This is a genomic window from Kordia sp. SMS9 (genome assembly GCF_003352465.1).
Lineage (GTDB): Bacteria > Bacteroidota > Bacteroidia > Flavobacteriales > Flavobacteriaceae > Kordia.
The window spans coordinates 4,570,515-4,596,340 of record NZ_CP031153.1 but is presented as its reverse complement, the minus strand read 5'-3'; the positions used below and the strand labels follow the sequence as shown (position 1 = coordinate 4,596,340).

Sequence of the window (25,826 nt, the reverse complement as noted above, 5' to 3'; positions counted from 1 at the left end):
ATTAGATGCCGCTGTAGATACCGATCATACCATCAAAATGGACTATCAAACCAATAGCCACAACGGTGTGTTTACGGACATGGCTTTTGACAATGTAAAACGTTTTAGTGTCACGTATACAAGTACAGGATTTACGAATGTTACCTTAAACGAAGATGGATATTACCTTGAAGGTGAGTTGTACAAATCTATTGTAAAAGATGAAAATTGGCAACCAGCAACTAGTGGTGCTAATCCTAAAGACCATACCATAGAAGAGTTTAAGGATAAGTTAGGGCGTGTTGTTTTAAAGAGAGCGTATAATGAAGAGGAACGTCATGACACTTATTATATTTATGATGATTATGGAAATTTAGCCTATGTATTGCCACCATTAGTCGATTTATCAGATGGTGTATCAGCTGATGAACTGACAAAGCTTTGTTATCAATACAAATACGACCATAGAAACAGACTGATTGAAAAGGAAATACCGGCAAAAGAAAAAGAATACATTGTGTATGACAAGCTAGATCGTCCAGTACTCACACAAGATGCAAACTTACGTGCAGAAGACAAATGGTTATTTACCAAATATGATATTCTTGGGAGAGCAATTTACACAGGACTCGTTATCAATACAGGAGATCGTGCAGCGCTTCAATCACAAATGGATGCTACTGGTACCTATGAGACTAGAACAAATAGTATAAGTGCTATTGGAGGTACATCTACATTTTATACCAATTTCAATTATCCAAATGATAATTCAGTTATTGTATTAACGGTGAACTATTATGATGATTATTTGTGGGAAACTCAAAATTCATTGGAAGCAAACTATGAAATTAGTCAAACTGGATTGGAACTAAATACAGAAGAAACAGCTTATGAAAAACAACTTTCTGATTCATGGACCAATGCAGGATTCATCACCAATGGTACTATTGAAGGTGACGGCTACATTGAATATACGTTAGGAGTTTCAGACAAACGTATGATGGTAGGACTTTCGCATCAAGCGATGGCTTCACAAACGAGTCATACTTCTATTAATTATAGAATATCAACGGGAGCTAATGGAAATCGTATATATGTATACAATGGTTCAAATCTTGAATCAATTCCTGTAATGTACGCTTTAGAAAGAGATACCATGCGAGTAGAGCGTTACGGTAATCAAATTCTATTCAAGAAAAACGGAGTTACTTTCCATGTAATTACATCAGATTATACAGGAACACTTGTAGGGAGTGGTTGTATCATTGATCAAAATGCAATCATTGAAAACATTCATATTGGATATGCCGTATACGGACAAGCGTTTACACAGAATGTAAAAGGACTTCCAACAGGAGGAAAAGTGCGTACGATTGGTACTAACGATTGGACAATCAGTGAATCGTATTACGATGAAAAGGCACAAGCGGTTCATATTACATCAAAAAATGAATATTTAGATACGCAAGATGCAGTAAGTATGCATTTAGACTTTACAGGAAAAGTATTAGAAAGTAGAACCACGCATGTCAAAGCGAATAACAGTCCCATCGTAACCGTTGACGAGTATGTATATGATGAAAATTCTCGTTTGCTGTATCAAACTAAGCAAATCAATGGTGGAAGTAAGGAATTGATGGCAAGACACCAGTATGATGCACTTGGACAACTAGAAAAGAAGCAAGTTGGCGGAACATTGCCAAGTATCAGTACATATACAAACTTGGTAAATATTTCTGCTAACGGAAATACCATTACCAAAACAGGAACTACCAATGCTTGGGATGCCGCACTTACAACAACTTCAACAATTACAAGAGACGGATACCTAAGCTATCAAATACCACAAGACAACGCTGCGGTAATCATTGGACTTGCAGAAACGGCAGGAGACAATAGTTACAGTAGTATGGATTATGCAATGTATATGACGTCTTGGGGAGATGTTCAAATATATGAAAGTGGCACAAACTTAGGCGATAAAACCACCTATTTCACAGGAGATATCTTTAAGATTGAGCGCAGAGGAACAAAAATCTATTACCTGAAAAATGGAGTAATTTTTTATGTGTCTAACGGATCAAGTACGATCAATCCGCTGATGGGAGATATTTCTATTTACAGTCCTAATGCTAAAATTGGAGATGTAGTCCTTGTCGATTTAGAAAAAGAATTGCAAGAAGTTGATTTTACCTATAACGTACGCGGATGGTTAAAAGGAATCAATAATGTAAATGATCAAAACAATGATTTATTCAGTTTTGCCATCAAATACAATGACATTGCTGATCCAACAAAGCAATTATTCAATGGAAACATAAGTAGTACACTTTGGAAAACCAAAGGACAAGACAGTTCACTAAAAAACTATGTATATGAGTATGATGCCCTTAATAGAATAAAAGGAGCCGTTGATAATACCAATACATACAATTTGAGTAATATAAATTACGACCGTAATGGAAACATACTCAGTTTAATGAGAGATGGACACAAAAATGCAGCGGCTACCGATTTTGGTATCATGGACAACTTGTCGTATCAATACAATGGAAATCAACTGCTCAATGTAACCGATGCAAGTAGTGTCAGTTTTGGATTTAACGATGGAAACGTAGCATCAAGTACCGATCCAACCAATGCGAACAATGATTACAGCTATGATGACAATGGAAACATGGTCAAGGATAAAAATAAAGGAATTAGTAGCATCAGTTACAATTACTTAAACATACCAACGCAAATAACATTTGACAATGGCAGTACTATTTCTTACATTTACGATGCAACTGGAGTAAAACTTGAAAAAAGTGTATATACGAATACTGTGGTTCCTGAAGCTGGTTTTGATAACACGAAGTATACGTACTATTCAGGAAACTACATATATACTAAAAATGCAGGAGTCAATACACCAGTAAAGCTTACGTTCTTTAACAGTGAGGAAGGTTATATAGAACCGCAATTTGATCCTGCTAAACCACTAAAAATCATTGGATTTAGTTATACCTATCAATACAAAGATCATCTTGGAAACATTCGTCTTTCCTATGAAGATTTAGACGGAAACGGAATCATTGATCCTGTTACAGAAATCAAAGAAGAAAATCATTATTATCCTTTTGGATTGAAGATGAAAGGATTCAATAATGGAATTATTGGACGTGACCATCAGTATGGGTATAATGGGAAGGAAGAACAGAATGAGTTGTTCTTGAATTGGAGTGATTATGGTGCTAGGAATTATGATGCTTCTCTCGGACGCTGGATGAATATTGATCCGCTTGCTGAAAAATACTATGATAAATCAGCTTACAATTATACATTAAATAATCCAGTATTTTTTATTGATCCAAATGGCGAAACAGTTGATGTGAGTGATTTAATGAATGGTGGAACTGATGAAGATAAATGGCTGCTAATCCAGTTGATGATGAACTTATCTGAAATCTCAGGAGAGAAAATAACAACAAGAAAAGATGAAAATGGTAATACAGTTTTAACAACAGATGGTTGTAGTGATAATTCTAAGGATTGTTCGGCAGCTAATGGGTATATTAATAATTTACTTGGTGATGATAGTGGTGTAATAAAAGTTAAGAATAATAGTAGAAATAAAATAAAATACAAAGATAAAAATGGCAAAATAAAAAATGCTAAAGATTCAGGTTCACAAGCCTATCCTAATGGAGATATTTATTTAGATGCTAACCAAATATATAGTTTCCAAGAGTCTCTAAAATCAGCTGGGATTGATGACAGATCTATGAATACAGGGTTTATTTTTCTTCATGAGACACTCCATACTAGATTTGGAGCATCTTTTTATAATAGTAACGAAGACAAAATTGATAAAGATAATTATGGTCGCTTTCCTGATATCCAAGGAGCTTTTATTGATAATGGAGGCCCTACAGTAAAAAGAGTTAATTCGTTCAGAAGTGAAAAAAAGGGATTGTCTAGTCGTTTATCTTATTCATCTTGGGATCCTAAAAATCCAGGAAGTATAACTTTTGAAAAAAATGGAAACCAAATTAATGTTCCTATTGTAAATCACATTAAATTTTTAAATTCAAAAAAATTATTTTAATGAAAAAACTATTCATAATTTTTAGCTTTTTATTTGTAATAATAGGCTGCAACGATTCTGGAGAAATATCATCAGAAAAAGAATTTTTAATCATAAATAACTGTTTAAATTATATAAAAGAAAAAAGTAAAAGAGATTGTTATTTAATTAACCCAAAATTTTACTCTTTCGATATTTCTGAATATTCTAATTCGGAGGATAAATACCTTAAAGAGTATTTTAAATCAAAAAGTAAAAAACAGATTCAAAAAATTGAAAGTGACATAGACAAAAAATATTTATCCAAGTATAGCCAAGAATTGGATGATTTATCATCATGTGAAGAGTCTAATAATATCATTGGGTTTTCTGGAATAAGTGATGAAATTGTTATTGTTTATCAATCATATTACCACAATAAAATAACTAAAAAACAATTACAAAAGGGTGATGATAAGCAACGACCAATGGAATATCAATATTTTATATTCTTCATTGACAAAATGGGTGATATTAAATATGTCATTGACGAAGGTTCTGTCATTTTTGGCTGACCTTAATAATGATATAAATTAGAATATAATTCTAATCTAAACCATAATCGGTAATGGTGTAAATTAGGGCATAGCTTTAATCTGAAATATAAATAACTGAAAGACAGTGATTAACTTAAATGGGTAATGGTATAGAATAGTTGATGAACTAATTTTGAATCATAAATATTTGTAAAACAATAAATTAAAAATAGATTTATATTGTAAAAGGATGAACATAATGTTCATCCTTTTCTTTTTTAAGGCATTTAAAGGCTTTAAAATATGTTTTTTTGATCTTAGTGGTTCAAATTAGTTGATAGAAAAATATGAAATGTAAGAATTGTAAAGGTCTAGCAGTTAAAAATGGCAAACAATCAAGCGGCAGGCAACGTTATTATTGTAAGGCTTGTAAACACAGTTTTCAAAGAAGCTATAATTATAATGCTTACAAAATTGATACCCCTGCTCCCGCTAGCTTATAGCTAGTGGCGGGTACGAGTGAGCAATAAGAATTAAAAGCTGTGCTAATTTTTTAGTATAGCTTTTTGTATTTTGGGATATGAGTAGGAATTATAAGTTTTATAACAAGAATGGTTTATATTTTGTAAGTTTTGCAACAGTGAATTGGATAGACGTATTTACACGGCAAATGTATTTTGATGTGTTAGCAGCTAGTGTAAATTATTGCAGAGCAGAAAAAGGCATGGAGTTATATTGTTATTGTTTTATGCCAAGTCATGTACATTTTATCTTTCGTTCAAGTACAGGTCAACCATCAGAATTACTAAGAGATTTTAAGCGACATACATCAAAAAATGTGATAGAAGCCATTCAAAATAACCCGCAAGAAAGCAGAAAAGAATGGCTATTATGGATGTTTGAACGAGCAGGTAAAAAGAATGCAACGACAAGTAAACATCAGTTTTGGCAGCATCATAACCAACCAATAGAGTTATGGAGTGAAAAAGTAATCAAACAAAAAATACAGTATATCCATAACAATCCTGTAGAAAGTGGTTTTGTTACAAATCCAATTGATTGGAAATATTCAAGTGCTAAAAATTACCAAGAAGATCATACTATTTTAGAAACAGACGATATAGGATTCTTTTTTTAATAAATTAGAAAGTGACGTTCTCATTTCCTACATTTACTATGTAAGCGGAGTCAAACTTGAAAAAATAGTGAGTGATATTCAGTTTACAGGGACAACACATACCTATTCCGCTGGGAATTATATTTATAAAAGAGGAAATTCTCAGGGACAGCAAAATGTTGTACTTACGTTCTTTAACACCGAAGGAGGCTATGTAGAACCACAATTTGTAGTTGGGAAACCAGGAAAAATCATTGGATTTAGTTATACCTATCAATACAAAGATCATCTTGGAAACATTCGTCTTTCCTATGAAGATTTAGACGGAAACGGAATCATTGATCCTGTTACAGAAATCAAAGAAGAAAATCATTATTATCCTTTTGGATTGAAGATGAAAGGATTCAATAATGGAATTATTGGACGTGACCATCAGTATGGGTATAATGGGAAGGAAGAACAGAATGAGTTGTTCTTGAATTGGAGTGATTATGGTGCTAGGAATTATGATGCTTCTCTCGGACGCTGGATGAATATTGATCCGCTTGCTGAAAAATACTATGATAAATCAGCTTACAATTATACATTAAATAATCCAGTATTTTTTATTGATCCAAATGGCGAAACAGTTGATGTGAGTGATTTAATGAATGGTGGAACTGATGAAGATAAATGGCTGCTAATCCAGTTGATGATGAACTTATCTGAAATCTCAGGAAAGAAAATAACAACAAGAAAAGATGAAAATGGTAATACAGTTTTAACAACTGGAGATTGTATAGAAGATTGTAATAGTAGTACTGCAGCCAGTAGTTATATCTCTAATTTGATTAATGATGATAGTAGTACGATAAGAGTAAAGAATAATAGTAGAGATGAGACAGTAGATAAAAGATCAGGAAGAAAAAATAGAGACAAGGGATCTCGGGCTAATGCAAATGGAGATATTTACTTGGATGCTAATCAAATTAATAGTTTTCAAGAGTCTCTAAACGCAGTAGGAATCGATGGAGATACTATGAATACAGGATTTGTTTTTCTTCACGAGACACTACACACAAAATTTGGCGCCTCTTTTTACAAAAACAAAAAAGATAAAAGAGATAAGGATAGGTATGGTCGTTTTATAGATACACAAGGTGCCTTTCTAGATAATGGAGGTCCAACAGTAGAAAGAGTTAATGTATTTAGAAGTCAAAAGTCAATGTCTCGTCGTTTATCATATTCTTCTTGGGATAAAAAAAAACCTAGGAAGTATAGTTTTTGAAAAAAATGGTAATCCTGTTACTGTAATTATTGTTTACAAAAACAAATTTACTAAGTTAAAATAATCAATAATATGAAAAATATATTTATAATGTTTAGTATTTTAATATTGACATTCAGTTGTACAGATTTTCATGAAAAATTAACAAAAAAAGAATCTAATATAATTAATACATGTATTAATTATATTGAGAAGTTTATTAAAGAAGATTGTTATATAATTGATCCATATTTTAATTATTTTTCACTTTCAAATTACTCAAATGAAATAAATGAAATTTTATTAGAAAAATTGAGTATACCAGAAGCTGATCTAAAAGAAATAGAGAGTAGTATCAATAAAGATTTTTTTCAAAAGTATAATAGGGACTTGAAAAATTTATCTACTTGTAACGAAAGTTCATATATTATGGGTTTTTCAGGGATTGGCAATGATATGATTATTGGATATTTCTCTAGAAATATTGGAAAAGTAAAGAATACAATGCTAACTAGAGATTATGAATTAAATGAAAGTGAAATAAATTATTTCATATTTTTACTAGATAAAGGAGGGAATATAAAAGAAGTAATAAAAGATGGTGTTATTTTTAATTAATAGAGGATAATGATAGTATGACATACCCCGAAGCTGGTTTTGATAACACGAAGTATACCTACTATTCAGGAAATTACATATATACTAAAAATGCAGGAGTCAATACACCAGTAAAGCTTACGTTCTTTAACACTGAAGAAGGCTATATAGAGCCACAATTTGTGGTTGGAAAACCAGGAAAAATAAGTGAATTTAGTTACACCTATCAATACAAAGATCACTTAGGAAACATAAGATTAACTTACGAAGATTTAGACGGAAACGGAACTATTGATCCATTAACAGAAATCAAAGAAGAGAATCATTAGTATCCTTTTGGGCTTAAAATGAAAGGGTTTAATTCTCAGATCATCGGACGCGATCATAACTACGGTTATAATGGTATTGAGGAAAGTAATGAATTAGGTAACAACATGCTGGAAATGGACTTACGTCAATACGATCCTGCCATTGCACGTTGGGTAGTGATTGATCCTGTAACATTTTGACTATTCTCCGTATCAGGCATTTGATAATAATCCTGTTTTTTGGGCAGATCCTAGTGGAGCAGACTCACAAACAGATCTCTGGTAAACCTATTTAAGAAACAGAAAAAATAATGGAAAGAGCATATAATAATCGCATTGATATGATAAACAAGTTTTATAGACGAGTTGTACCTAATAAGGTATTTACTGCTGCAGAGATAGATAAATTAAGACAAAAAGTTTATCCAAAAACAAATTAAATATTAGAATTATGAAAAAAATTGTGTTTTTTATATTACTAACTTCATTGTTTTGTTGCACTAATGAGTCAAAAAATACTCCTTATGAATTAATTAATTTGGGCGACCATAAAACGCAGAACAAGAAAATAATTTTAGTTAATCCTTCACAAACTAAAGATTGCGATGAAATAATTTACAAGGGTATTGAGTTTTTGATCTGTTATAATGAAAGGCAAGATTCAATAATTGATTATATATTTGTGAATGATAAGAATTACGTTACATCTGATAACATAAAAATTGGTTCAACTTATGAAGATGTGAAGAAAGTAAGTTCAAATGCTGAAATCATTGATATAGAAGGTTGGGCAAAAGTGGCTTATTTACCAAGTAAATGGATTGCTTGTTTTAATTTTAATGAAGTTATTAATGATTCTTCAAAAGTAAGTTTTTTATACTATTTCCGTGAAGATATGTATACAGATCGTACTACAGCTTACTAGTATCTACTAGTAGCAAACCCTAGTAAGCAATAAAAATCTAAAATTATAAAAGCTATTCCGAACTATTTTTGGAATAGCTTTTTATATTTTAAAAAGTGACGTTCTCATTTCCTACATTTACTATGTAAGCGGAGTCTAACTTGAAAAAATAGTGAATGATATTCAGTTTACAGGGACAACACATACCTATTCCGCTGGGAATTATATTTATAAAAGAGGAAATTCTCAAGGGCAATCAGATGTTGTGCTTACGTTCTTTAACACTGAAGAAGGCTATATAGAGCCACAATTTGTAGTTGGTAAACCAGGGAAAATCAGCGGATTTAGTTACACCTATCAATACAAAAATCACTTAGGATACATAAGATTAGCTTACGAAGATTTAGACGGAAACGGAAAAATGCTAACTTTTAAATAAAAAAGGTATTCTAAACAGCAAAAAGCGCTAAATCTACATCACAAACACCAAAGGATTCGGACGTTTATATGTGTAATGAAGTAACATTTTACTCTTGATATTCGATACTTTTTTAAACGAAACTGAATCTTCTTTCTTAAATTCTGGAGGTGTAAGTCCGAGTTTCTTAGCTGCCAATACATAAAAACGCTTTCGGAGTGGATGCACATCAGAACAACCATTAATGATTTCGCCCCATGCTTTTCTTTTAATGACAGTCATAATCAACCCGATACAATCATCTTGGTGAATCATATTCACAGGAGCATTTCCATTGGAAAGCTCTTTTTTATTCGCCAAAAAACGTCCAGGAACGCGATCATATCCAAAAAGTCCCGCAAAACGCAGAATCGTCAAACGGTTTTGCAATGTTGATCTCAGTAGATTTTCTGCCGCAAACACCGCTTTTCCCGATTCCTTTTCAGGATGATTCTCCAATTCTTCCGAAACCCAATCGTTGGTATTTTGATACACCGAAGTAGAACTTACAAAAACCACTTTTTGTTCCGCCTTAATAAAAGGTAAAATCGCACGGATTTGTTCTTGATACATATTTACAATATCAGCAACTCTTTTTGGAGGAAAATTAATCACCACTACATCACTATTAGCTAAAAAATCAGCAAACAAAGTAGCATCATTCGTAGTTCCCAAAGTAAATACGTATGGTTGAATACCAGCTTCCTGCAAAGTTGCTACTTTGTCCTGCGAAGTCGTAGAACCTTTTACCTTGTAGTGTTGCGCAATGAAATTTTTGGCAAGTGCCAAGCCTAACCATCCACAACCTAAGATGCTAATTTGTGTTTTTTTCAACCGTTTAGTTTTAATAAAATGCTAGCTTCTAGTTTTCCCTCAATAATCGAGATGTAAATGCTTCGAGGCTTGTTTTGATATTATACGTGAATTCTTTACAATATTACCCAAAGTGGTTTACTATATGATAAACTTTGGTAAATTCAGTATCTGCAAATTAACAAATCCTTAAAAAACAAGCAAGTTTAAATTGATTAATGAAGTTTAAAAGTTTATAATTATGAAAAGAAAAAAAAGTAAATAACTTAACTGACAACAGGAGCAAAGCGACAAAAAGTAGTTTATAAGTTTAGCAATTTATACTTTGTAAGAATATAATATAAATAAAATTTGCTAAAAGCTAAAAGCTAAAAGCTAAAAGCTAAAAGCTAAAATCACAACAACTGTCGCGGTTCTTCATTGTCTGCAACAGCATCGTTTTCTGGTTCGTTTTCAGCACGCTTTAAAATAGATTCTGGAAGTGACTTTTTAGCTTTTGCGCCCATTTTCTTAATCTTTTCTATGCTTCGAATGATATTTCCACGTCCTTCAAACAATTTGTTCATCGCTGCAGAATAGTCCGATTTTGTTGCATCAATCTTTTTTCCAATTCCGATGAGGTCACTCATAAAACCTTCAAATTTGTCGTACAATGCACCAGCTTGACGGGCAATTTCAATAGCATTTTGCTGCTGTTTTTCGTTGTTCCACATCGTATCAATGGTACGTAACGTAGCAAGTAAAGTAGTTGGCGTAACGATGACAATATTTTTTTCAAAAGCTTTGCTATACAAAGTAGAATCTTCGTTTATGGCAATGGCAAATGCAGGTTCTATCGGAATAAACATTAATACAAAATCGGGACTTTCAATTTCGTATAAATCTTCGTATTTCTTATCAGATAACTGTTCAATATGTCGTTTGATAGACGTTAAATGTTCTTTCAAACTCAAATCTCTTTCTTCGTACTCAGTATTTACATAGCGTTCGTAGGCTGTCAACGAAACTTTGGAATCAATCACCATTTTTTTGTTGTTTGGCAGATTGATAATTACATCGGGCAACACGCGTGAACCATCGTCACGAGTGAAGTTTTGTTGTACTACATATTCGCGATCTTTCTCCAATCCACTTTTTTCCAATACGCGCTCCAACACCAATTCGCCCCAATTTCCTTGCATTTTACTATCACCTTTCAAGGCTTTTGTCAAATTCACAGCTTCTTGACTGATTTGCAAATTGGCTTTGCTCAGCTCTGATAGTTTTTCGCGTAAAGCGGAATGAATGCTAATATTTTCCTTTTGACTGTCTTCCACTTTCTTTTCAAAAAGTTGAATCTTTTCTTGAAGTGGTGTCAAAATATTTTTGATATTTTCCTTATTCTGTTGGGTAAATTTGGTTGATTTTTCGTCGAGAATCTTATTGGCGAGCAATTCAAAATCTTTGCGTAGTTGTTCTTGCTGTTTTTTCAGCGCTTCGTCACTTTCCACAGATTGCTTCTGTAAATTTTCAAATTCAGAATTTCTTCGTGCCAATTCAATATTTAAAAAATCTTTTTCACGTCTAATTTCTTCGCGTTCCTGTTCCGTTTTGGTTAAATTTCCTTTGATTGCATTCAATTGCTCTTGAAACGTCTCGTCTTGTTTCGCATTTTCGGCATGCATTTGCGTTTTCAAATCATCAAACTGTGCTTGTAACTGGCGATTGCGCTCGCGGATACCTTCTTGTTTTGCTTCAATTTTTAGGTTTCCAATGTACATTCCCAAGAAAATACCAACAGCTAAAAATACGACTATAAGCACAATATAAATGACGATGTCTGACATGAATTGAATTTTGCGTAAAGATACTATTTTGTATGAATTTTAAACGTAAAATATAGCCTGAGAAGGAGAAAGTTTTCACGCCTTTTTCAACACTATTTTTGTTGCTGCATTTTAAACAACACATAGATTTCAAAAATAATGGTAAATACAAAAAATGCGGTCGCAATGTAAAAAAAGTTGTAAAAAGCTTGATCAATAGCAACAGCTCGTTCTTTAAAATCGCGCAATATTGTATTGAAAAAACGAATGACGTATACTAATGAAACAATAAATAGTGCATTTACAATCAAAAATATATAATTCGCAATGCGATTTCGAAATTTTGTGACCAAGATTCTCACCAAATAACTCATGGAAAACGCAAATAATAAGGTGAGTATCCAATAATATTTACTAGAAATTACATAATACGTATCGTACACGTTGATATCAATGGTGGAAACGCCTTCAAGTCTTTCCATGCTAGTAGGAAAGCCATGAATTCCGTAGAATACTAACAGAATGAAGAAAATAAAAATAAGTTCTTTTTTCATATAAGAAAATTATTACGAAAATAAAAGTACAGCATCATTTTCGGTGAGTTCTAATTTTTTTTCAAAATGCAACCCTATTTTGTTCAGCAATCCGATAGAAGCTACATTTTTTTGATCCGTTATAGCAACTATTTTGTCTAACTTTAGTTGCTCCTTCGCATACTTTAGTGTCGCTTTTGCAGCTTCATAGGTATATCCATTGCGAGCATATTCTGGTAAGAGCGCAAAACCAATATCAACATTCTCTAATGTTTTCCGCTTCACCAAACCGCACATACCAATCGGTTCTTTCGTTGCTTTCAATTCAATCAACCACAATCCAAAACCGTTGTTAGCGTAGCCTGTTTGCAAGTTATCTTGAATGTATTCTTCGGCAACTCCAGGCGTTTTAATGTTGCGATCACCAATAAATTCAATCCATCCAGGTGTATTCACTAATTTCAAAATGAACTCACGATCATCTAATAAAAACTCGCGCAAACGCAAGCGTTCAGTTTCTAGTATTGTTTTCAAAACACAACTATTAAAAAAGTAAATTTCCTTAAAAAAAGTCTAAAGACATTTACAAAGAAATCATGTAACTATAAAGCAGCAAGCCTTTGTACACAAAATCTCGATTATTAAGTAAAGCTATCGAATTAAAACACAAATAAAAAACAACATTCCAATCGTTTTGGCACGGTACTTGTTTTACAATAAGCGTAACACGATGTAGACATTATACAGAGCTGGTTACTCGAAATAAAAGAGTCGTGATTACATTTTTGGTTGGTTAGTTAGTTTTAAAGAAACACTTCACGTTTGTGAGGTGTTTCTTGTTTTTAAAGAAAACAGAATTTGCAACTTTACAGAAGCTCCTTTTTAGTATTTTGCTCTTACACCATTTTAAATGTAAATTGGTATTATGTATCATTTTTAGAGAAATACAATATATCATTCCGATCGAAAATTCTTTCTATTAAATAGGAGATTCACTTCTTTTTAGTAAATTGTCTTACGATTTGTAAAATAATAACCAAAATACAAACACTGTCAATTCCCCAATGTCAACCCTAGACAGATAGTTTGCCACACAAAATGTTGAAAGTTTTGTGCCGAATATACTATATGAATACGAAACTACTGTACATAGATATTGAAACTACACAACAAGGCAAAATCAAAGATGTTGGTGCGTTGTTAGGCGATCGAAAATTACATACCAAAGCAGTAGAAGCATTGAAACCTTGGATAATAGAAGCCGAGTATATTTGCGGACATAATATCATAGCGCACGACATTCCGTTGTTGAAAAAAGTGCTTGGGGATGAAATATTTAAACATAAAAAATTAGTAGATACCTTACTTTGGTCGCCAATTTTGTTTAATGAAAACCCATACCATAAATTAGTAAAAGGGTATAAAATTCTCAATGAAAATGATTATAATAATCCACTTTCTGATTGTATCCTTACGAAAGAACTATTAAGCGATGAACAAAATGCCTTCAAATTACTTTCTGAAGAAAAAAAGCAACTATTTGCAAGCTTACTTTACACATCTGAAGATTACAATGGGTTTTTACAGGTAGTTGACTTTCAACCAACAACAGTTTCAAACAATTCGCTATCTCACTTTTTAAAAAATACGATATGCGACCTGTCTGATATTGAAACCATTATTGAAGAAAGTCCAATTGAATTCGCATACGTAATCGCATTAATTACGGCGAATGAAAATTCTATCTTACCCAATTGGGTTCGTAAAACATATCCGAAAACACAGCAAATTTTAGATAAAATACGTTTTCAATATTGCGGAAATGAGAGTTGTCAGTATTGCAATTCAAAGTTACATCCGCGGAAAGCGTTACTAACCTATTTCGGCTATGATAATTTTAGAAGTTTTGATGCTGATGCGATAGTCAGTCTGCAAGAACAAACCGTACAAGCTGGATTAACTTCAGATTCTCTCGTAGCAGTGTTTCCCACTGGTGGCGGAAAATCACTCACATTTCAATTGCCAGCTTTGATGAAAGGTGCGTTGGCGCGACAATTAACGGTAGTAATTTCTCCATTGGTTTCTTTAATGAAAGATCAGGTAGATAATTTGGAAAAAAAGTTCGGAATTACAAAAGCAGTCGCCATCAACGGATTATTATCGCCTTTGGAACGGCAAGACGCCATTGAACGTGTAGAAAATGGCGATGCAAAATTGCTCTACATTTCACCTGAATCCTTGCGTTCACCTACCATTTTGAGAATTTTACAACAACGATCCATTGCACGTTTTGTCATTGATGAAGCACATTGTTTTTCTTCGTGGGGACAAGATTTTAGAGTCGATTATCTATATATCGGGGAGTTTATAAAAGAACTACAGTCCAAAGAAGTTTCAGGCAACATTCCTGTTTCTTGCTTTACGGCAACGGCAAAACCACAAGTAATAAAAGACATCAAAGCGTATTTTCAATCAAAATTAAACATTCGACTCAAAGAATTTGTGACCAGAGCAAGTCGTGTAAATCTAAAATATGAAGTGATTGACATTAAAGATTCTGGCAAAAAAATGGGCAAATTATTGTTGTTGTTGGAAGACTGTGAAAAACCAGCCATTATCTATGCTTCGCGCACCAAAAAAGTAGAGGAAATTTATGAAACGGTAAAAGAAAAAGGATTCGAAGTCACTTTTTTTCATGGAAAACTCAACAAAGATGTAAAAAAACAACAGATGGATGCTTTTATGAATGATGAAAAAGAAATCATTGTAGCAACTTCTGCTTTTGGAATGGGTGTTGACAAAGACGATGTAAAATCGGTGATTCATTACAATATTTCAGATTCTTTGGAAAACTATGTACAAGAAGCTGGTCGTGCTGGAAGAGACGAAAAAATTGAAGCAAAATGTTATGTATTATTTAATGAAGATGACTTAAACAAGCATTTTAGTTTATTGCAACAAACAAAAATCAATCAAAAAGAAATTCAGCAAGTCTGGCAAGCATTAAAGTTTCTATCAAAATATAGAACAAATAAAAACATTAGCAAGTCTGCATTAGAAATTGCACAAAAAGCAGGTTGGGATACCGAAATTAAAGACTTGGAAACGAAAGTAAAAACGTCGATTGCTGCATTGGAAGATCAAGGGTTTTTGAAGCGGAAACAGAATTCTCCTCGTGTGTATGCAAATAGTTTGTTGTATCCAAAATTAGACAAAGCCAGAGAAGTCATCAATGACAGTATTATTTTAGACCATGAAAAAGAAAAATGTGCTAGAGTGTTGCAATATGTGTACAAGCACGACGAGTGTAGAGTGGATTATTTGGCTGATTTAACAGGGTTGCCTATTAGAGAAGTTTCTAATGTTATCAACACCCTAAGAGAACTGAAAATTTTAGGTGATGCTAAAGATTTGACAGCATTTATCAGTTTAGTACAATCTAAATATGGTTCAAAGAATATCTTAAAACGCTATTTAATTCTTGAAAAAACATTACTTCAATTCCTTCAAAAAGATATTAAAATTTCCTTGCGAGAACTGAATCAGAAAATGATTGATGCGAATGTGGAAAAAACATCCGTAAGTGACATTAAAAATATTCTCAATTATTGGGAAATTCGAAACTTCATCAAAAAAAATCGTATTCACCGAGAAACAGAAACGTACAACATCACCATAAAAGAATATGAAACTCTTGTAAAAGATATGGAATGGCGACACCAATTGGCAGTTGATACGCTAGAAATTTTGGTGCAACTTTATCAAGAACAAAAGGAACAGCAAACCGATGATGAAAAACGAGATTTGCCAGTTGGTTTTTCGATGTTGGAGCTGAAAGCAAAAAATGAAGGTGCTGGACTTTTTAGCACAAATAAAAATTATAAAATACAGCAATATGAGCGTACGTTGTTGTTCCTCAATCAAATAAAATCCATTCAACTAGAAGGTGGTTTTATGGTGTTTTACAATCGATTGAATGTAGAAAATATTGATGATTCTATTCCAAGATATACAAAAGAGAATTATGAAAAAATGGAAACGCATTACCTGCATAAAACGCAACAAATTCATATTGTAGGCGAATATGCAAAATCTAGACTTCAAAACTACAAAGACGCCTTATCGTTTGTTGATCGGTATTTTAAATTGCCCTATGAACAATTTTTGGCGAAATATTTTCCGAGAAGGAAAAATGAAATCAGTAGGTGTTTGAGTCCAAAACGCTTCAAACAAATTTTAAAAGAATTAGACACAGATCAAGCTGCAATTGTCAACGATGGGAAATCAAAAAATATTCTCGTATTGGCAGGTCCAGGAAGTGGAAAAACCAGAGTGTTGGTGCACAAAATTGCGAGTTTATTATTATTAGAAGACATTAAACCTGAACAATTTTTAATGTTGACATTTTCCAAAGCAGCTTCATTAGAATTTAAAGACAGAGCCACAAAATTGGTACCTGAATATGCACGATTTATCAAAATAACAACATTTCACGGGTTCTGTTTTCAGTTATTGGGACAATTGGGAGATTTAGAAAAATCGCAAAACATCATCAAAGATTGTGTAGAAGCCATTAAAAATGATGAAATAGACATTGCTGCCATAGAAAACAAAAGTGTGTTGTTGTTGGACGAGTTTCAAGATGTGAATGCAGATGAATGGGAATTGATACAAATAATTATCAAAAAGGCAGAGAATATTAGAGTGATTGCAGTTGGAGATGACGACCAGAATATCTATGAATTTCGAGGTTCGTCAAACAAACACATGCGCGATTTTCATAAAAATTACAATGCCAAACCTTATACTTTAATTAAAAATTATAGAAGTGGCTCAGAAATAGTAACTTTTAACAATGAACTTTTAACAACGATTCCAAATCGAATCAAAACAAAAACTTTGATTGCGCATAAGGAAGCACTGAATGCTTCGATTCAATTGATCCGCTACACCTCAAATTATTTAGAACAATCATTGGTGAACAGGCTGATTTCCGATGATTATACAGGAACCAGAGCAGTATTGGTAAGAACCAACAAGCAAGCGTTAATGGTACAAACGTTCTTAAAAAGCGCAGGACAAAAAACAAAACTCATCACAGGACTGGAAGGCTTCCGACTTTCCGATTTATATGAAATACGAACGTTTACAAACGATGTAAAAAGTAAAAAAAATGAAGCCGGATTCATTCTGGATGTTGTTTGGCAAGAAGCGAAAAAAGCTTTTGCAAACACACACCAACATAGCATTCATTTAGAAACTTGTTTAGCTGTCATTTCCAGATTTGAAAAAAGTTATCCCAATCACAAATTACTTGTCGATTGGTATGATTACATTCATGAAATTAACATGCAAGATGCAGTCAATGCGGACAGCAATGTGATAGTAATTGCTACCATCCACAAAACCAAAGGAAAAGAATTTGATCACGTATATGTATTGTTGGAAGATTATAAATTCAATACAGCAGAAGCAAAGCGCGTATTATATGTAGCTTGTTCGCGAGCAAAACTCAGTTTACAATTGCACTGCAACAGCAATTTCTTTGATGAATTTGAAAGTAATGCATTGGAAACCATTCATTTTAAAGGAACTACACAGCAACCTTCATCTTTTGAAGTTGTTTTGAATCATGAAGAAATTAATTTAAATTCCATAAAGTTTAGAAATATTCCGCACCTAATTTCAAAATTAATTTCAGGAGAAAAGTTACAAAAAGACATTGTGCAATTTAAGACAAATGAAGCTTTAGGCTTAGCGAACTTGAATACAGCTAATATCTTACTATTTTCCGAAAAATTTCTAACAGAAAAGCATGTCGTTTTTGAAAAAGATACATACCAATTGATTGCAGGTTCTGTTGAATATTTAGTGTTTTGGTATGATAAGAACGAAGAAAAAGAATATAAAATAGTACTACCAAGATTGCAATACGAAAAAGTAAAAACCAACTTATAGTAAAGAACCCAATAAATGCTAAAATTATGTTAGAATTTCACCTGTAATACAATATTTGGCACAGAAGTTGGTTTGTAATATATGTACTTTGATGATGACGGTACAAAGAGCTGGTTACTTGCGTACAGCGAGTCAAGTACATTTTGGTTGGTTAGTTTAGTTAAAAGAACACTTCACATTTGTGAGGTGTTTTTTTTATGAACACAATTTTCTAAAATCTTTAACAAAAAACGAATTCTTTTAAGGGTTTCTGTAACGTTTTGGCACAGATATTGTCTTATATAATGTGTATTACGATGATGACAGTACAAAGAGCTGGTTACTTGCGTAAAAGAGTCGTATTACATTTTGGTTGGTTAGTTTTTATGGAAACGTCTTATCTTCGGATAAGGCGTTTTTTTGGTTGTAGTAGATTTAATTTTTCACTTTGAAACTTCCTGAACTCGCATCAAAAGCAATTAAATCGTTTGGAAATAATTGTTCAAAAATCCCTTGTGCAATCAATTCACATGGCGTTCCTGAAAATACATTACCAGCATTCATCACAATCATTTCATCACACAACTGAATCGCCAAATCAATTTCATGAGTAGAAAACAACATGGTTTTTTGGGTGTCGTGTGCTAATTTTTTCAACAAATTCAACACATAAGCTTTATGATACATGTCTAAATGTGTCGTAGGTTCGTCCAAAATAATCATAGAAGTATCTTGCGCCAATGCGCGTGCAATCATTACTTTTTGAAGTTGTCCGTCGCTCAATGTATAGCATTTGCGATGTTTCAATTCGTGTAAATTGGTTTTTTCTAAAGCATTTTCCACTATTGTGTGATCATTCTTAGACAAATTCCCAATCCAATTGGTATATGGTTGACGACCGAGTGCAATCAATTCTACAACAGTTAAATTCTTAGAAGGAATTTGTTCAGTCAACACCAAACTGATTTCTTTAGCCAATTCCGCATTCGAATAGGAGTGAAGCGACTTATTTTGCAGCATAATTTCTCCCGAAAGCGGTTCTTGAATCTTTGCCAGCGTTCGCAACAATGTAGATTTTCCAATTCCATTAGCACCAACTAAAGCGACTAATTTCCCTTTCGAAATCTTAAAATCAATCGCTTCGGCAATCACTTTCGTATTCGCTTTCTCTTGATAGCCAATACTTAGCGACAATGCTTGTAAAACTGGATATGTGTTTGTTGTTGAAATATGTTTTATTTTGGAATGCTAAAAGTACGATTTTTTTAGTTTATGAGTTTATGAGTTTATGAGTTTATGAGTTGATGAGTTGATGAGTTGATGAGTTTGTGAGTTTGTGAGTTTCTGCGTTCGTAGGAACAAGTCTAAGAGCGAAACCGAGTCTAAAGTGAAACGATCTAACAGCGATAGCGTTCTAAAAAATCATCTTCCGTTTACGCACCAACAACCAAATCACCACAGGCGCACCAATCATAGACGTAATCGCGTTGATAGGCAAGGTAATATCATAAAACGGGACTTGCGCAATACTATCGCACACCAACATTAAAATTCCACCAATTAAACAGACACTTGGCACTAAAATTTTATGATTGGTTGTGTTAAAAAATAAACGTGTAATATGTGGAATTGCCAAACCAATAAAAGCTATTGGTCCTACAAACGCCGTGCAACTTCCTGCCATCACACTTGTTGCAATAATTACGGTGTAACGTGCTTTTTTGATATCAATTCCGAGACTTCGGGCATAATTTTCACCCAACAGAAACGCATTCAAAGATTTTATGGAAACAATGCTTAATAAGATTCCTGCAACAATCAAACTCGCTAAAATTCCAAGTTCCTGCCAACTTAAATTCCCTAAAGAACCTAAGGTCCACATCATAAACTGTTTCAATTCTTCTGCATCGCTAAAATAGGTCAGTACGCTTACAATCGCTGCGGTGATACTTCCAAACATCAATCCGATGATCAAAATAGACATCGTATCTTTTACACGCGTAGAAACTACCATCACAGTCAACAATACCAAAAAACTTCCCAAACTTGCTGCAATCACCAAACTATAACTAGATAGTAGTAAAGTTCCAAAAAAGCCACCAAATGCTGAAGCGCCCATAATTAATAAAGCGACGCCCAAACTGGCACCAGAACTTAATCCCAAGACAAAAGGTCCTGAAAGTGGATTTCGAAAAAGTGTTTGCATCAACAAACCGCTGAGCGACAAGCCAAAACCAACTAAAATAGAGGCAATGGCTTTTGGCAAACGAATGTCTAAAATGGTGATTCGCCAGGTTTTTTTCTCAATATCGCCACCAGTAAACGCATCAAAAATACCTTCTAATGGAATCGTAACCGAACCCAAACTAATATTCATCAAAAAACATCCAATCAAGACTAAAATCAAGATGATAAACGTAACACGATATGTTTTTTGATCCGCCAATTAGTGCAAAGGTTTAAAAAAGAAAGGTTGATAATTTGGCAAAATTTCTGGATGAATGGCTTTAATAATGTCTTTCAACACAATATCTGGTCGTGTTGCTGCCAATTCATAATAAATAGTGCCGCCAGTTTTTCCAACAGTATTGGCAGTGCTGAATATTTTTTTGTTTTGGAACGCTTCAAATTCAGCATACAATCGACTCGCTTCTTTCAAGTTTTCATAACTTTTATAGCGTCCTGGACCAATCCATACGTCGGCATCAACAGCTTTGTCTAACACACTTTCAATACTGAGTGACAAACTTCCAGTTCCTTCCGTTTCAGACCATATATAATCAGCGTTTGCATCTTTCAAGTATGTCGCTTGAAAACTTTCGCCCGCAGGCAAATACCAAATATCTTTATACATAATACCTGCTAAAATGGTTGGCTTGGTAGTTGCTTTTTGTGCTAAGACTTTGGCTTCCAAATATTCTTTTTCTATTTCAGTAAAAATTTTTGTTGCTTTGGCTTCTTTTTGAAAAAATGGTGCAAAAAAGTGAATCCATTCTGCTCTTCCTAACGGCGTTTTTTCTGTCCAATCACCATTATACACCACAGGAATATTCGCTTTTTGAATGGTTTTATAGGTTGGATTGGAATTGTTGATGGAAAAACCAATGACGAGTTCGGGCTGTAAATCAATTAGCAATTCGATGTTAATTTGCTCATTTTGACCAATATCTTTCACCTTTCCGGCATCAATTAAGGAACGTGTTTTTTCAGAAGAAATATAATTCGTTTGTGGAAAACCAACCAAGGTATTTTCAACACCTAACATTTCTAAGGTTGGAATGTGCGTGGTGGAAGTCACGACGATTCGTTCTATAGGCGTCAACACAATTGCGTCATATTCGTCACGATTTAACGTAATTGCAGCGGCTTTCTCTCTCGGAATCAACGCGTATTTAAAATCTTTTTTAGCATTTGGCCAAGGCGAAAATACCGTAATCAATGTAATATCACCTGTTTTTTCAATAGCAAACTTTTGAGCATGCCGTAAATTTTCAGTGGTAGTTGAAGATTTTTCTATAGATGGAAGTGTCTCTTTTTGAGGTGCTTTCTTTTCCGTTTTGCACGAGAAACTAAGGATGGATATTACGAATAAAAGGCAAAAAAATGATTTGATTGATCGCATGGATATGATTCCTAATTTTTTCAAAAGTACTATTATTTCCACTTTTATGTAGATTGATATGAAAGAATGTTTATTTTTGTAGCGAATTTTGGTTTCGAGCATGCGTTAGTATTCTCGGATTAAAAGGGAATCAAGTGAAGAGGCAACACGCCTTCAGTCTTGAACTGTTCCCGCAACTGTAAGCATGTGCTGCGTATGCAGTACTTCATTTCAAAAATGAATTGCTATAACTACATGACCACTGAATTTTCGGGAAGGTATATAGCAAATTGCAAGTCAGGAGACCTGCCACTTTTCGTAATTAATGTCAAACTTTCGGGATAAAAGTTTGCGTATGGAAAACCCATGCTTTATTCCCATAAAACGAAAATTAAATGAAAAAAACAGTACTATCTGTTAGTGCTTTGTTTTTGGCATGTACTGCCGTATTTGCACAAGAACAAGAAGACACTGAAAAATTAGATGAGGTTGTAATCTCAGATTCACGTCACGCATTGAAACGTGAAAATTCAGGAAAAACGGTCATTAGCATTTCTAGCGAAGAAATTAAAAGAAATCAAGGAAGAACTGTTGCCGAAGTTATCAATACCAAAAGTGGAATTGAAATTTTGGGAAGCAGAAGCAATGCAGGACAAAACCTCAGTTATTTTGTTCGCGGTGGAAACAACCGTCAAGTATTGATCATGGTTGATGGAATTCAAGTAAATGATCCTTCTTCGATTGCCAATGATTTTGATTTGCGTTTGATTGCTTTAGATCAAATTGAATCGATTGAAATTATAAAAGGCGCTTCAAGTACGCTTTATGGAAGTGGCGCGGCAACCGCTGTGATTAATATTACCACTAAAAAAGCTTCAAAAGACACGATTGCTTTGCGTGTAAATAGTTCTTTTGGAACCAATCAATCACAAGACGATCAAGAGTATAATGTAAACGATTTCTCAAACAGTGCTCGTATTGATGGAACTGTAGACGATGTAACGTATGCCGTTAGTTTTGGTCACCAAAGTACCGATGGTTTATCTGCTGTGATTGGAGAAGAAAGCGATCGTTTTTCTCGTGTCAATACCAATGTACGTGTGGGTTATAAATTCTCTGACGCATTCAATGTGAGTGTTTTTGGTTCGCAAGATAAATTTAGAAATGGCTTTGATAGTTCTTCGCCAAGAATAGATGCAGAATATGAAAGTGTATCTGACCAATACCGTTTTGGAATTGCTCCAAAGTACACCTACAAAAACGGAAGTGTTACCATGAATGCTGCGTATACGACTATTGATCGTGAGTTTTTCTCAAACTTTCCTTCTGCTTTTGAAGGAGAAACAATTGCAGTAGATATTTTTAATAAATACAATTTTAGCAATAAATTCTACACGGTTGTAGGACTTAATTATATTGACAACCAAACGACTTTTACAGGGAATGAATCGTCTTCTATTGTAGATCCGTATGTAAATGTTGTGTATGTGTCTGATTTTGGATTGAACGTAAATGCTGGAGTTCGTGTCAACAACCACAGTGAATACGGAACACATTTTACATACAATTTGAATCCTTCATACCGAATGAAATTAGGAGAAGGTTATGCCAAAGTATTTGGTTCGTATAGTACGTCTTTTATTGCGCCATCATTATCGCAATTATTCGGAAATTTTGGACCAAATCCAAATTTAGAACCTGAAGAAAACACTACGTTAGAAGGTGGAGTAGAAGTAAAGTTGTCTGAAAAGTTACGCGTAAGCACGGTATATTTTAACAGAGAAGAGGAAAATTTTATTGATTACGTAGTGACTGATTTTTATACGTTTGCAGGCGAATATCAAAACGTACAAACAGATTTTACAGTACAAGGTGTAGAAGTAGAAGTTTTTGCGACACCAATTGAAAATTTAACGGTAAATGCCAATTATACATTTACGGAGAAGAAAGATGTGGATGTATTGCGTATTCCAAAACACAAAGCAAACGTAAACGTTGGTTATGTATTTTCTGATAAAACCAATGCAGGAGTAACGTATCAGTACACTTCGGATCGTTTGGATACTGACTTCTCAACATTCCAAAATGTAACCTTGGATGCCTTCAATTTAGTTGGTGCAAACTTGAATCATCAGTTTAACAAACGCTGGAGCGGATTTGTTACGATAGACAATATTTTTAACGAAGATTACACAGAAATTACAGGATTTACAACAAGAGGAACCAATGTTCGCATTGGCTTTTCTTTAAACCTATAAACGTTTATATAATACCTATTATAACATGAATTCGACGTAGGAATGATTAATATTGAACATAAAGCATTAAATATTAATTATTTGTCAGTTCGAGCGCAGTCGAGAACATAAGAATTACATGAATTTCAATTGAATCTCGACTGCGCTCGATTTGACATTTTTAGCAAAGTATTAAAAATCAGTTACATGTAAATAAAGTTATATCAAACTGACGTTATTATAAGTTGAAAGCCATTGGGAAACCAATGGCTTTTTTTGATATTGTTGAAAATTAGGTGTTTATACGTTTATAAGTTTCTAGGACTTGCATTATCTTGTAAAGAAAATTAAACAGACCACCATGTTACAACCATTTCAACGAAGTAAAGCTAGGACTTTCACTTCTCCTGTTCCGTTTCCAGTTACTATTGTAAACAATTCAGCTTCCTTAAAAGATGTTTTTATCATCATTAAAGGAATTGACGCTTCTATTCCAAATAATAAAAAGCAACAGTTTTATGACCTTGCCAATAAGAAGTGGGGAAACTCTGCGGTAGCTGTAAAGCTTTCTAGTTTGCCTTCAAGCACAAGCCCAAAAGGAAACATTATAAACATGCCACATATTAATTCGGGTATTGTATATCTTTCTTTTGGAAAAGCGATTACGTTTAGTGGACTTGTTCCGCCAGATTTTGCCAATCCTTCCAATCCGAATTTTAATATTACGTATGACAAATTCGAAATTTCTTTTTTGCCAACTGATGGATTCCCGTATATAGATATCACAAATGTTGATTTTTTCTGTGTTCCTTTACAATTAGAGGAAACGTTATCAAATGGTACTAAAAATGGACCTAAAGGTTTTTCTGTAGATCAAGCAACGGTGTTTACTAGTTTTAGTTCTAATTTGAAAGCCAACAATTGGAGCGCCATTATTCAAGAAATTAAGAATACCACCACGCAAAAATTTGAAGTATTACGGGTCATTGCACCCAACAAAGCTTTGGTGGAACAACCGCCAGTGAGTCATAAATTTGATGCTTCGTTGTTTCAACATTATGTAGATCATGTTTGGGATTATTATAAAAGTGGAAGCGGAAAATCAATTAAAGTAGATATGTCTGAAATCTCAAAAGCAAACCCTAAATATAAAAATGTTGTTTTTGAAGGTGTTGTAAGCAATGGAAAATTTGTGTTTTCTGGAAAAGACGCACAAGGAAATCCACTTCCAGCTATTTCTTTTGTTAAACCCGTAGGAAGCGATCTAATAAAGGATAGTATTTTTGGATGTGCCAATCTATTTGCTGCACCCAATAATACGCCTACGTCGGTTCCTGCAAAAAATTTAGGAGCTGCTTTTAATGTTGGAATTTTAGCACATAAGAGCATTCCTGACGCAGTTTTGTCTTTAATGCCACCAACGTCAACACTGTCTCCAAACGGTAAAAATTGGACTTCGTACAAATCAAATTTTTATAACAATACAATTCAGATTCCTGATCCAGCTAATCCAGCTAAAAAAATTGATATTGAATGTTATAATGTCTACGCAGGTGTTATTCATGCAAATGCTATTCATAGAGATGATTATGCGTTTGCATTTGACGATGTCACGCAAAGTGATTCTACACTAGCTAACAAAAATGCAACTGGTGCTATTGTCACTATTCAAAAATTAGCATAAAAAAAAGAAGCTGTTTCATTATCT

The 25,826-nt window shown here is 33.5% G+C and carries 19 protein-coding genes and 1 riboswitch; of the genes, 12 read left to right on the top strand and 7 right to left on the bottom strand.

Annotated elements, in window-relative coordinates; translation table 11 throughout:
• Positions 1-37 precede the first annotated feature (37 nt).
• From KORDIASMS9_RS19505 to KORDIASMS9_RS19470, 9 genes are all read left to right on the top strand, one after another.
• Entirely contained in the window at positions 38-4,069 is a 4,032-nt protein-coding gene (locus tag KORDIASMS9_RS19505; RefSeq protein WP_114904462.1) for an RHS repeat domain-containing protein, read from the top strand.
• Positions 4,069-4,602, top strand: coding sequence for a hypothetical protein (locus KORDIASMS9_RS19500; protein ID WP_114904461.1), 534 nt, complete (start codon positions 4,069-4,071; stop codon positions 4,600-4,602). Before KORDIASMS9_RS19505 ends, KORDIASMS9_RS19500 begins: the two co-directional genes overlap by 1 nt.
• 541 nt (positions 4,603-5,143) lie before the next feature.
• Entirely contained in the window at positions 5,144-5,701 is a 558-nt protein-coding gene (locus KORDIASMS9_RS19495; RefSeq protein WP_114904460.1) for a transposase, read from the top strand.
• Positions 5,702-5,768: 67 nt separating this feature from the next.
• Positions 5,769-6,947, top strand: a complete 1,179-nt coding sequence (locus KORDIASMS9_RS19490) for an RHS repeat domain-containing protein (protein WP_114904459.1) — start codon at positions 5,769-5,771, stop codon at positions 6,945-6,947.
• 72 nt (positions 6,948-7,019) lie between these two features.
• Positions 7,020-7,544, top strand: coding sequence for a hypothetical protein (locus KORDIASMS9_RS19485; RefSeq protein WP_114904458.1), 525 nt, complete (start codon positions 7,020-7,022; stop codon positions 7,542-7,544).
• Between the two features lie 17 nt (positions 7,545-7,561).
• Positions 7,562-7,852 carry a hypothetical protein gene (locus KORDIASMS9_RS19480; protein ID WP_114904457.1) on the top strand — a complete coding sequence of 97 codons (291 nt, stop codon included), beginning with the start codon at positions 7,562-7,564 and terminating at the stop codon, positions 7,850-7,852.
• An 18-nt stretch (positions 7,853-7,870) separates the two neighbouring features.
• A complete protein-coding gene (locus tag KORDIASMS9_RS23470; RefSeq protein WP_162820062.1) occupies positions 7,871-8,032 on the top strand; it encodes a hypothetical protein in 162 nt (53 codons plus the stop codon).
• A gap of 250 nt (positions 8,033-8,282) precedes the next feature.
• Entirely contained in the window at positions 8,283-8,756 is a 474-nt protein-coding gene (locus KORDIASMS9_RS19475) for a hypothetical protein (protein WP_114904456.1), read from the top strand.
• 151 nt (positions 8,757-8,907) lie between these two features.
• Positions 8,908-9,174: a hypothetical protein gene (locus tag KORDIASMS9_RS19470; protein WP_114904455.1), complete on the top strand. Its 267-nt coding sequence runs from the start codon at positions 8,908-8,910 to the stop codon at positions 9,172-9,174.
• 33 nt (positions 9,175-9,207) lie between these two features.
• Here KORDIASMS9_RS19470 and KORDIASMS9_RS19465 read toward each other — a convergent pair whose 3' ends face one another.
• The 4 genes from KORDIASMS9_RS19465 to KORDIASMS9_RS19450 all read right to left on the bottom strand — a co-directional run bounded on the left by KORDIASMS9_RS19465 (position 9,208) and on the right by KORDIASMS9_RS19450 (position 12,877).
• Complete coding sequence (locus KORDIASMS9_RS19465) at positions 9,208-10,026, bottom strand: SDR family oxidoreductase (RefSeq protein ID WP_114904454.1); 819 nt, start codon at positions 10,024-10,026, stop codon at positions 9,208-9,210.
• 374 nt (positions 10,027-10,400) lie between these two features.
• Positions 10,401-11,831 carry a DNA recombination protein RmuC gene (gene rmuC, locus KORDIASMS9_RS19460; protein WP_114904453.1) on the bottom strand — a complete coding sequence of 477 codons (1,431 nt, stop codon included), beginning with the start codon at positions 11,829-11,831 and terminating at the stop codon, positions 10,401-10,403.
• Between the two features lie 92 nt (positions 11,832-11,923).
• Positions 11,924-12,364 carry a hypothetical protein gene (locus KORDIASMS9_RS19455; protein ID WP_114904452.1) on the bottom strand — a complete coding sequence of 147 codons (441 nt, stop codon included), beginning with the start codon at positions 12,362-12,364 and terminating at the stop codon, positions 11,924-11,926.
• A gap of 12 nt (positions 12,365-12,376) precedes the next feature.
• A complete protein-coding gene (locus tag KORDIASMS9_RS19450; protein ID WP_114904451.1) occupies positions 12,377-12,877 on the bottom strand; it encodes a GNAT family N-acetyltransferase in 501 nt (166 codons plus the stop codon).
• A 594-nt stretch (positions 12,878-13,471) separates the two neighbouring features.
• Between KORDIASMS9_RS19450 and KORDIASMS9_RS19445 the strand changes: the two genes are divergently transcribed.
• Positions 13,472-18,301, top strand: a complete 4,830-nt coding sequence (locus KORDIASMS9_RS19445; RefSeq protein WP_114904450.1) for a RecQ family ATP-dependent DNA helicase — start codon at positions 13,472-13,474, stop codon at positions 18,299-18,301.
• A gap of 414 nt (positions 18,302-18,715) precedes the next feature.
• Here the strand turns inward: KORDIASMS9_RS19445 and KORDIASMS9_RS19440 are convergent, their stop codons facing one another.
• The 3 genes from KORDIASMS9_RS19440 to KORDIASMS9_RS19430 form a co-directional block, all read right to left on the bottom strand.
• On the bottom strand, positions 18,716-19,474 hold the full coding sequence (locus KORDIASMS9_RS19440) for an ABC transporter ATP-binding protein (RefSeq protein ID WP_240321087.1): 759 nt from the start codon (positions 19,472-19,474) through the stop codon (positions 18,716-18,718).
• A gap of 220 nt (positions 19,475-19,694) precedes the next feature.
• Positions 19,695-20,726, bottom strand: a complete 1,032-nt coding sequence (locus tag KORDIASMS9_RS19435) for an iron ABC transporter permease (RefSeq protein ID WP_114904449.1) — start codon at positions 20,724-20,726, stop codon at positions 19,695-19,697.
• Positions 20,727-21,926 (bottom strand): ABC transporter substrate-binding protein, encoded by a 1,200-nt coding sequence (locus KORDIASMS9_RS19430; protein WP_371412747.1) that lies wholly within the window; start codon positions 21,924-21,926, stop codon positions 20,727-20,729.
• A 48-nt stretch (positions 21,927-21,974) separates the two neighbouring features.
• Positions 21,975-22,210, top strand: a riboswitch (cobalamin riboswitch).
• Positions 22,211-22,276: 66 nt separating this feature from the next.
• Here KORDIASMS9_RS19430 and KORDIASMS9_RS19425 point away from each other — a divergent pair.
• Entirely contained in the window at positions 22,277-24,139 is a 1,863-nt protein-coding gene (locus tag KORDIASMS9_RS19425; RefSeq protein ID WP_114904448.1) for a TonB-dependent siderophore receptor, read from the top strand.
• A 340-nt stretch (positions 24,140-24,479) separates the two neighbouring features.
• A complete protein-coding gene (locus tag KORDIASMS9_RS19420) occupies positions 24,480-25,802 on the top strand; it encodes a beta-1,3-glucanase family protein (RefSeq protein WP_114904447.1) in 1,323 nt (440 codons plus the stop codon).
• Positions 25,803-25,826 lie beyond the last annotated feature (24 nt).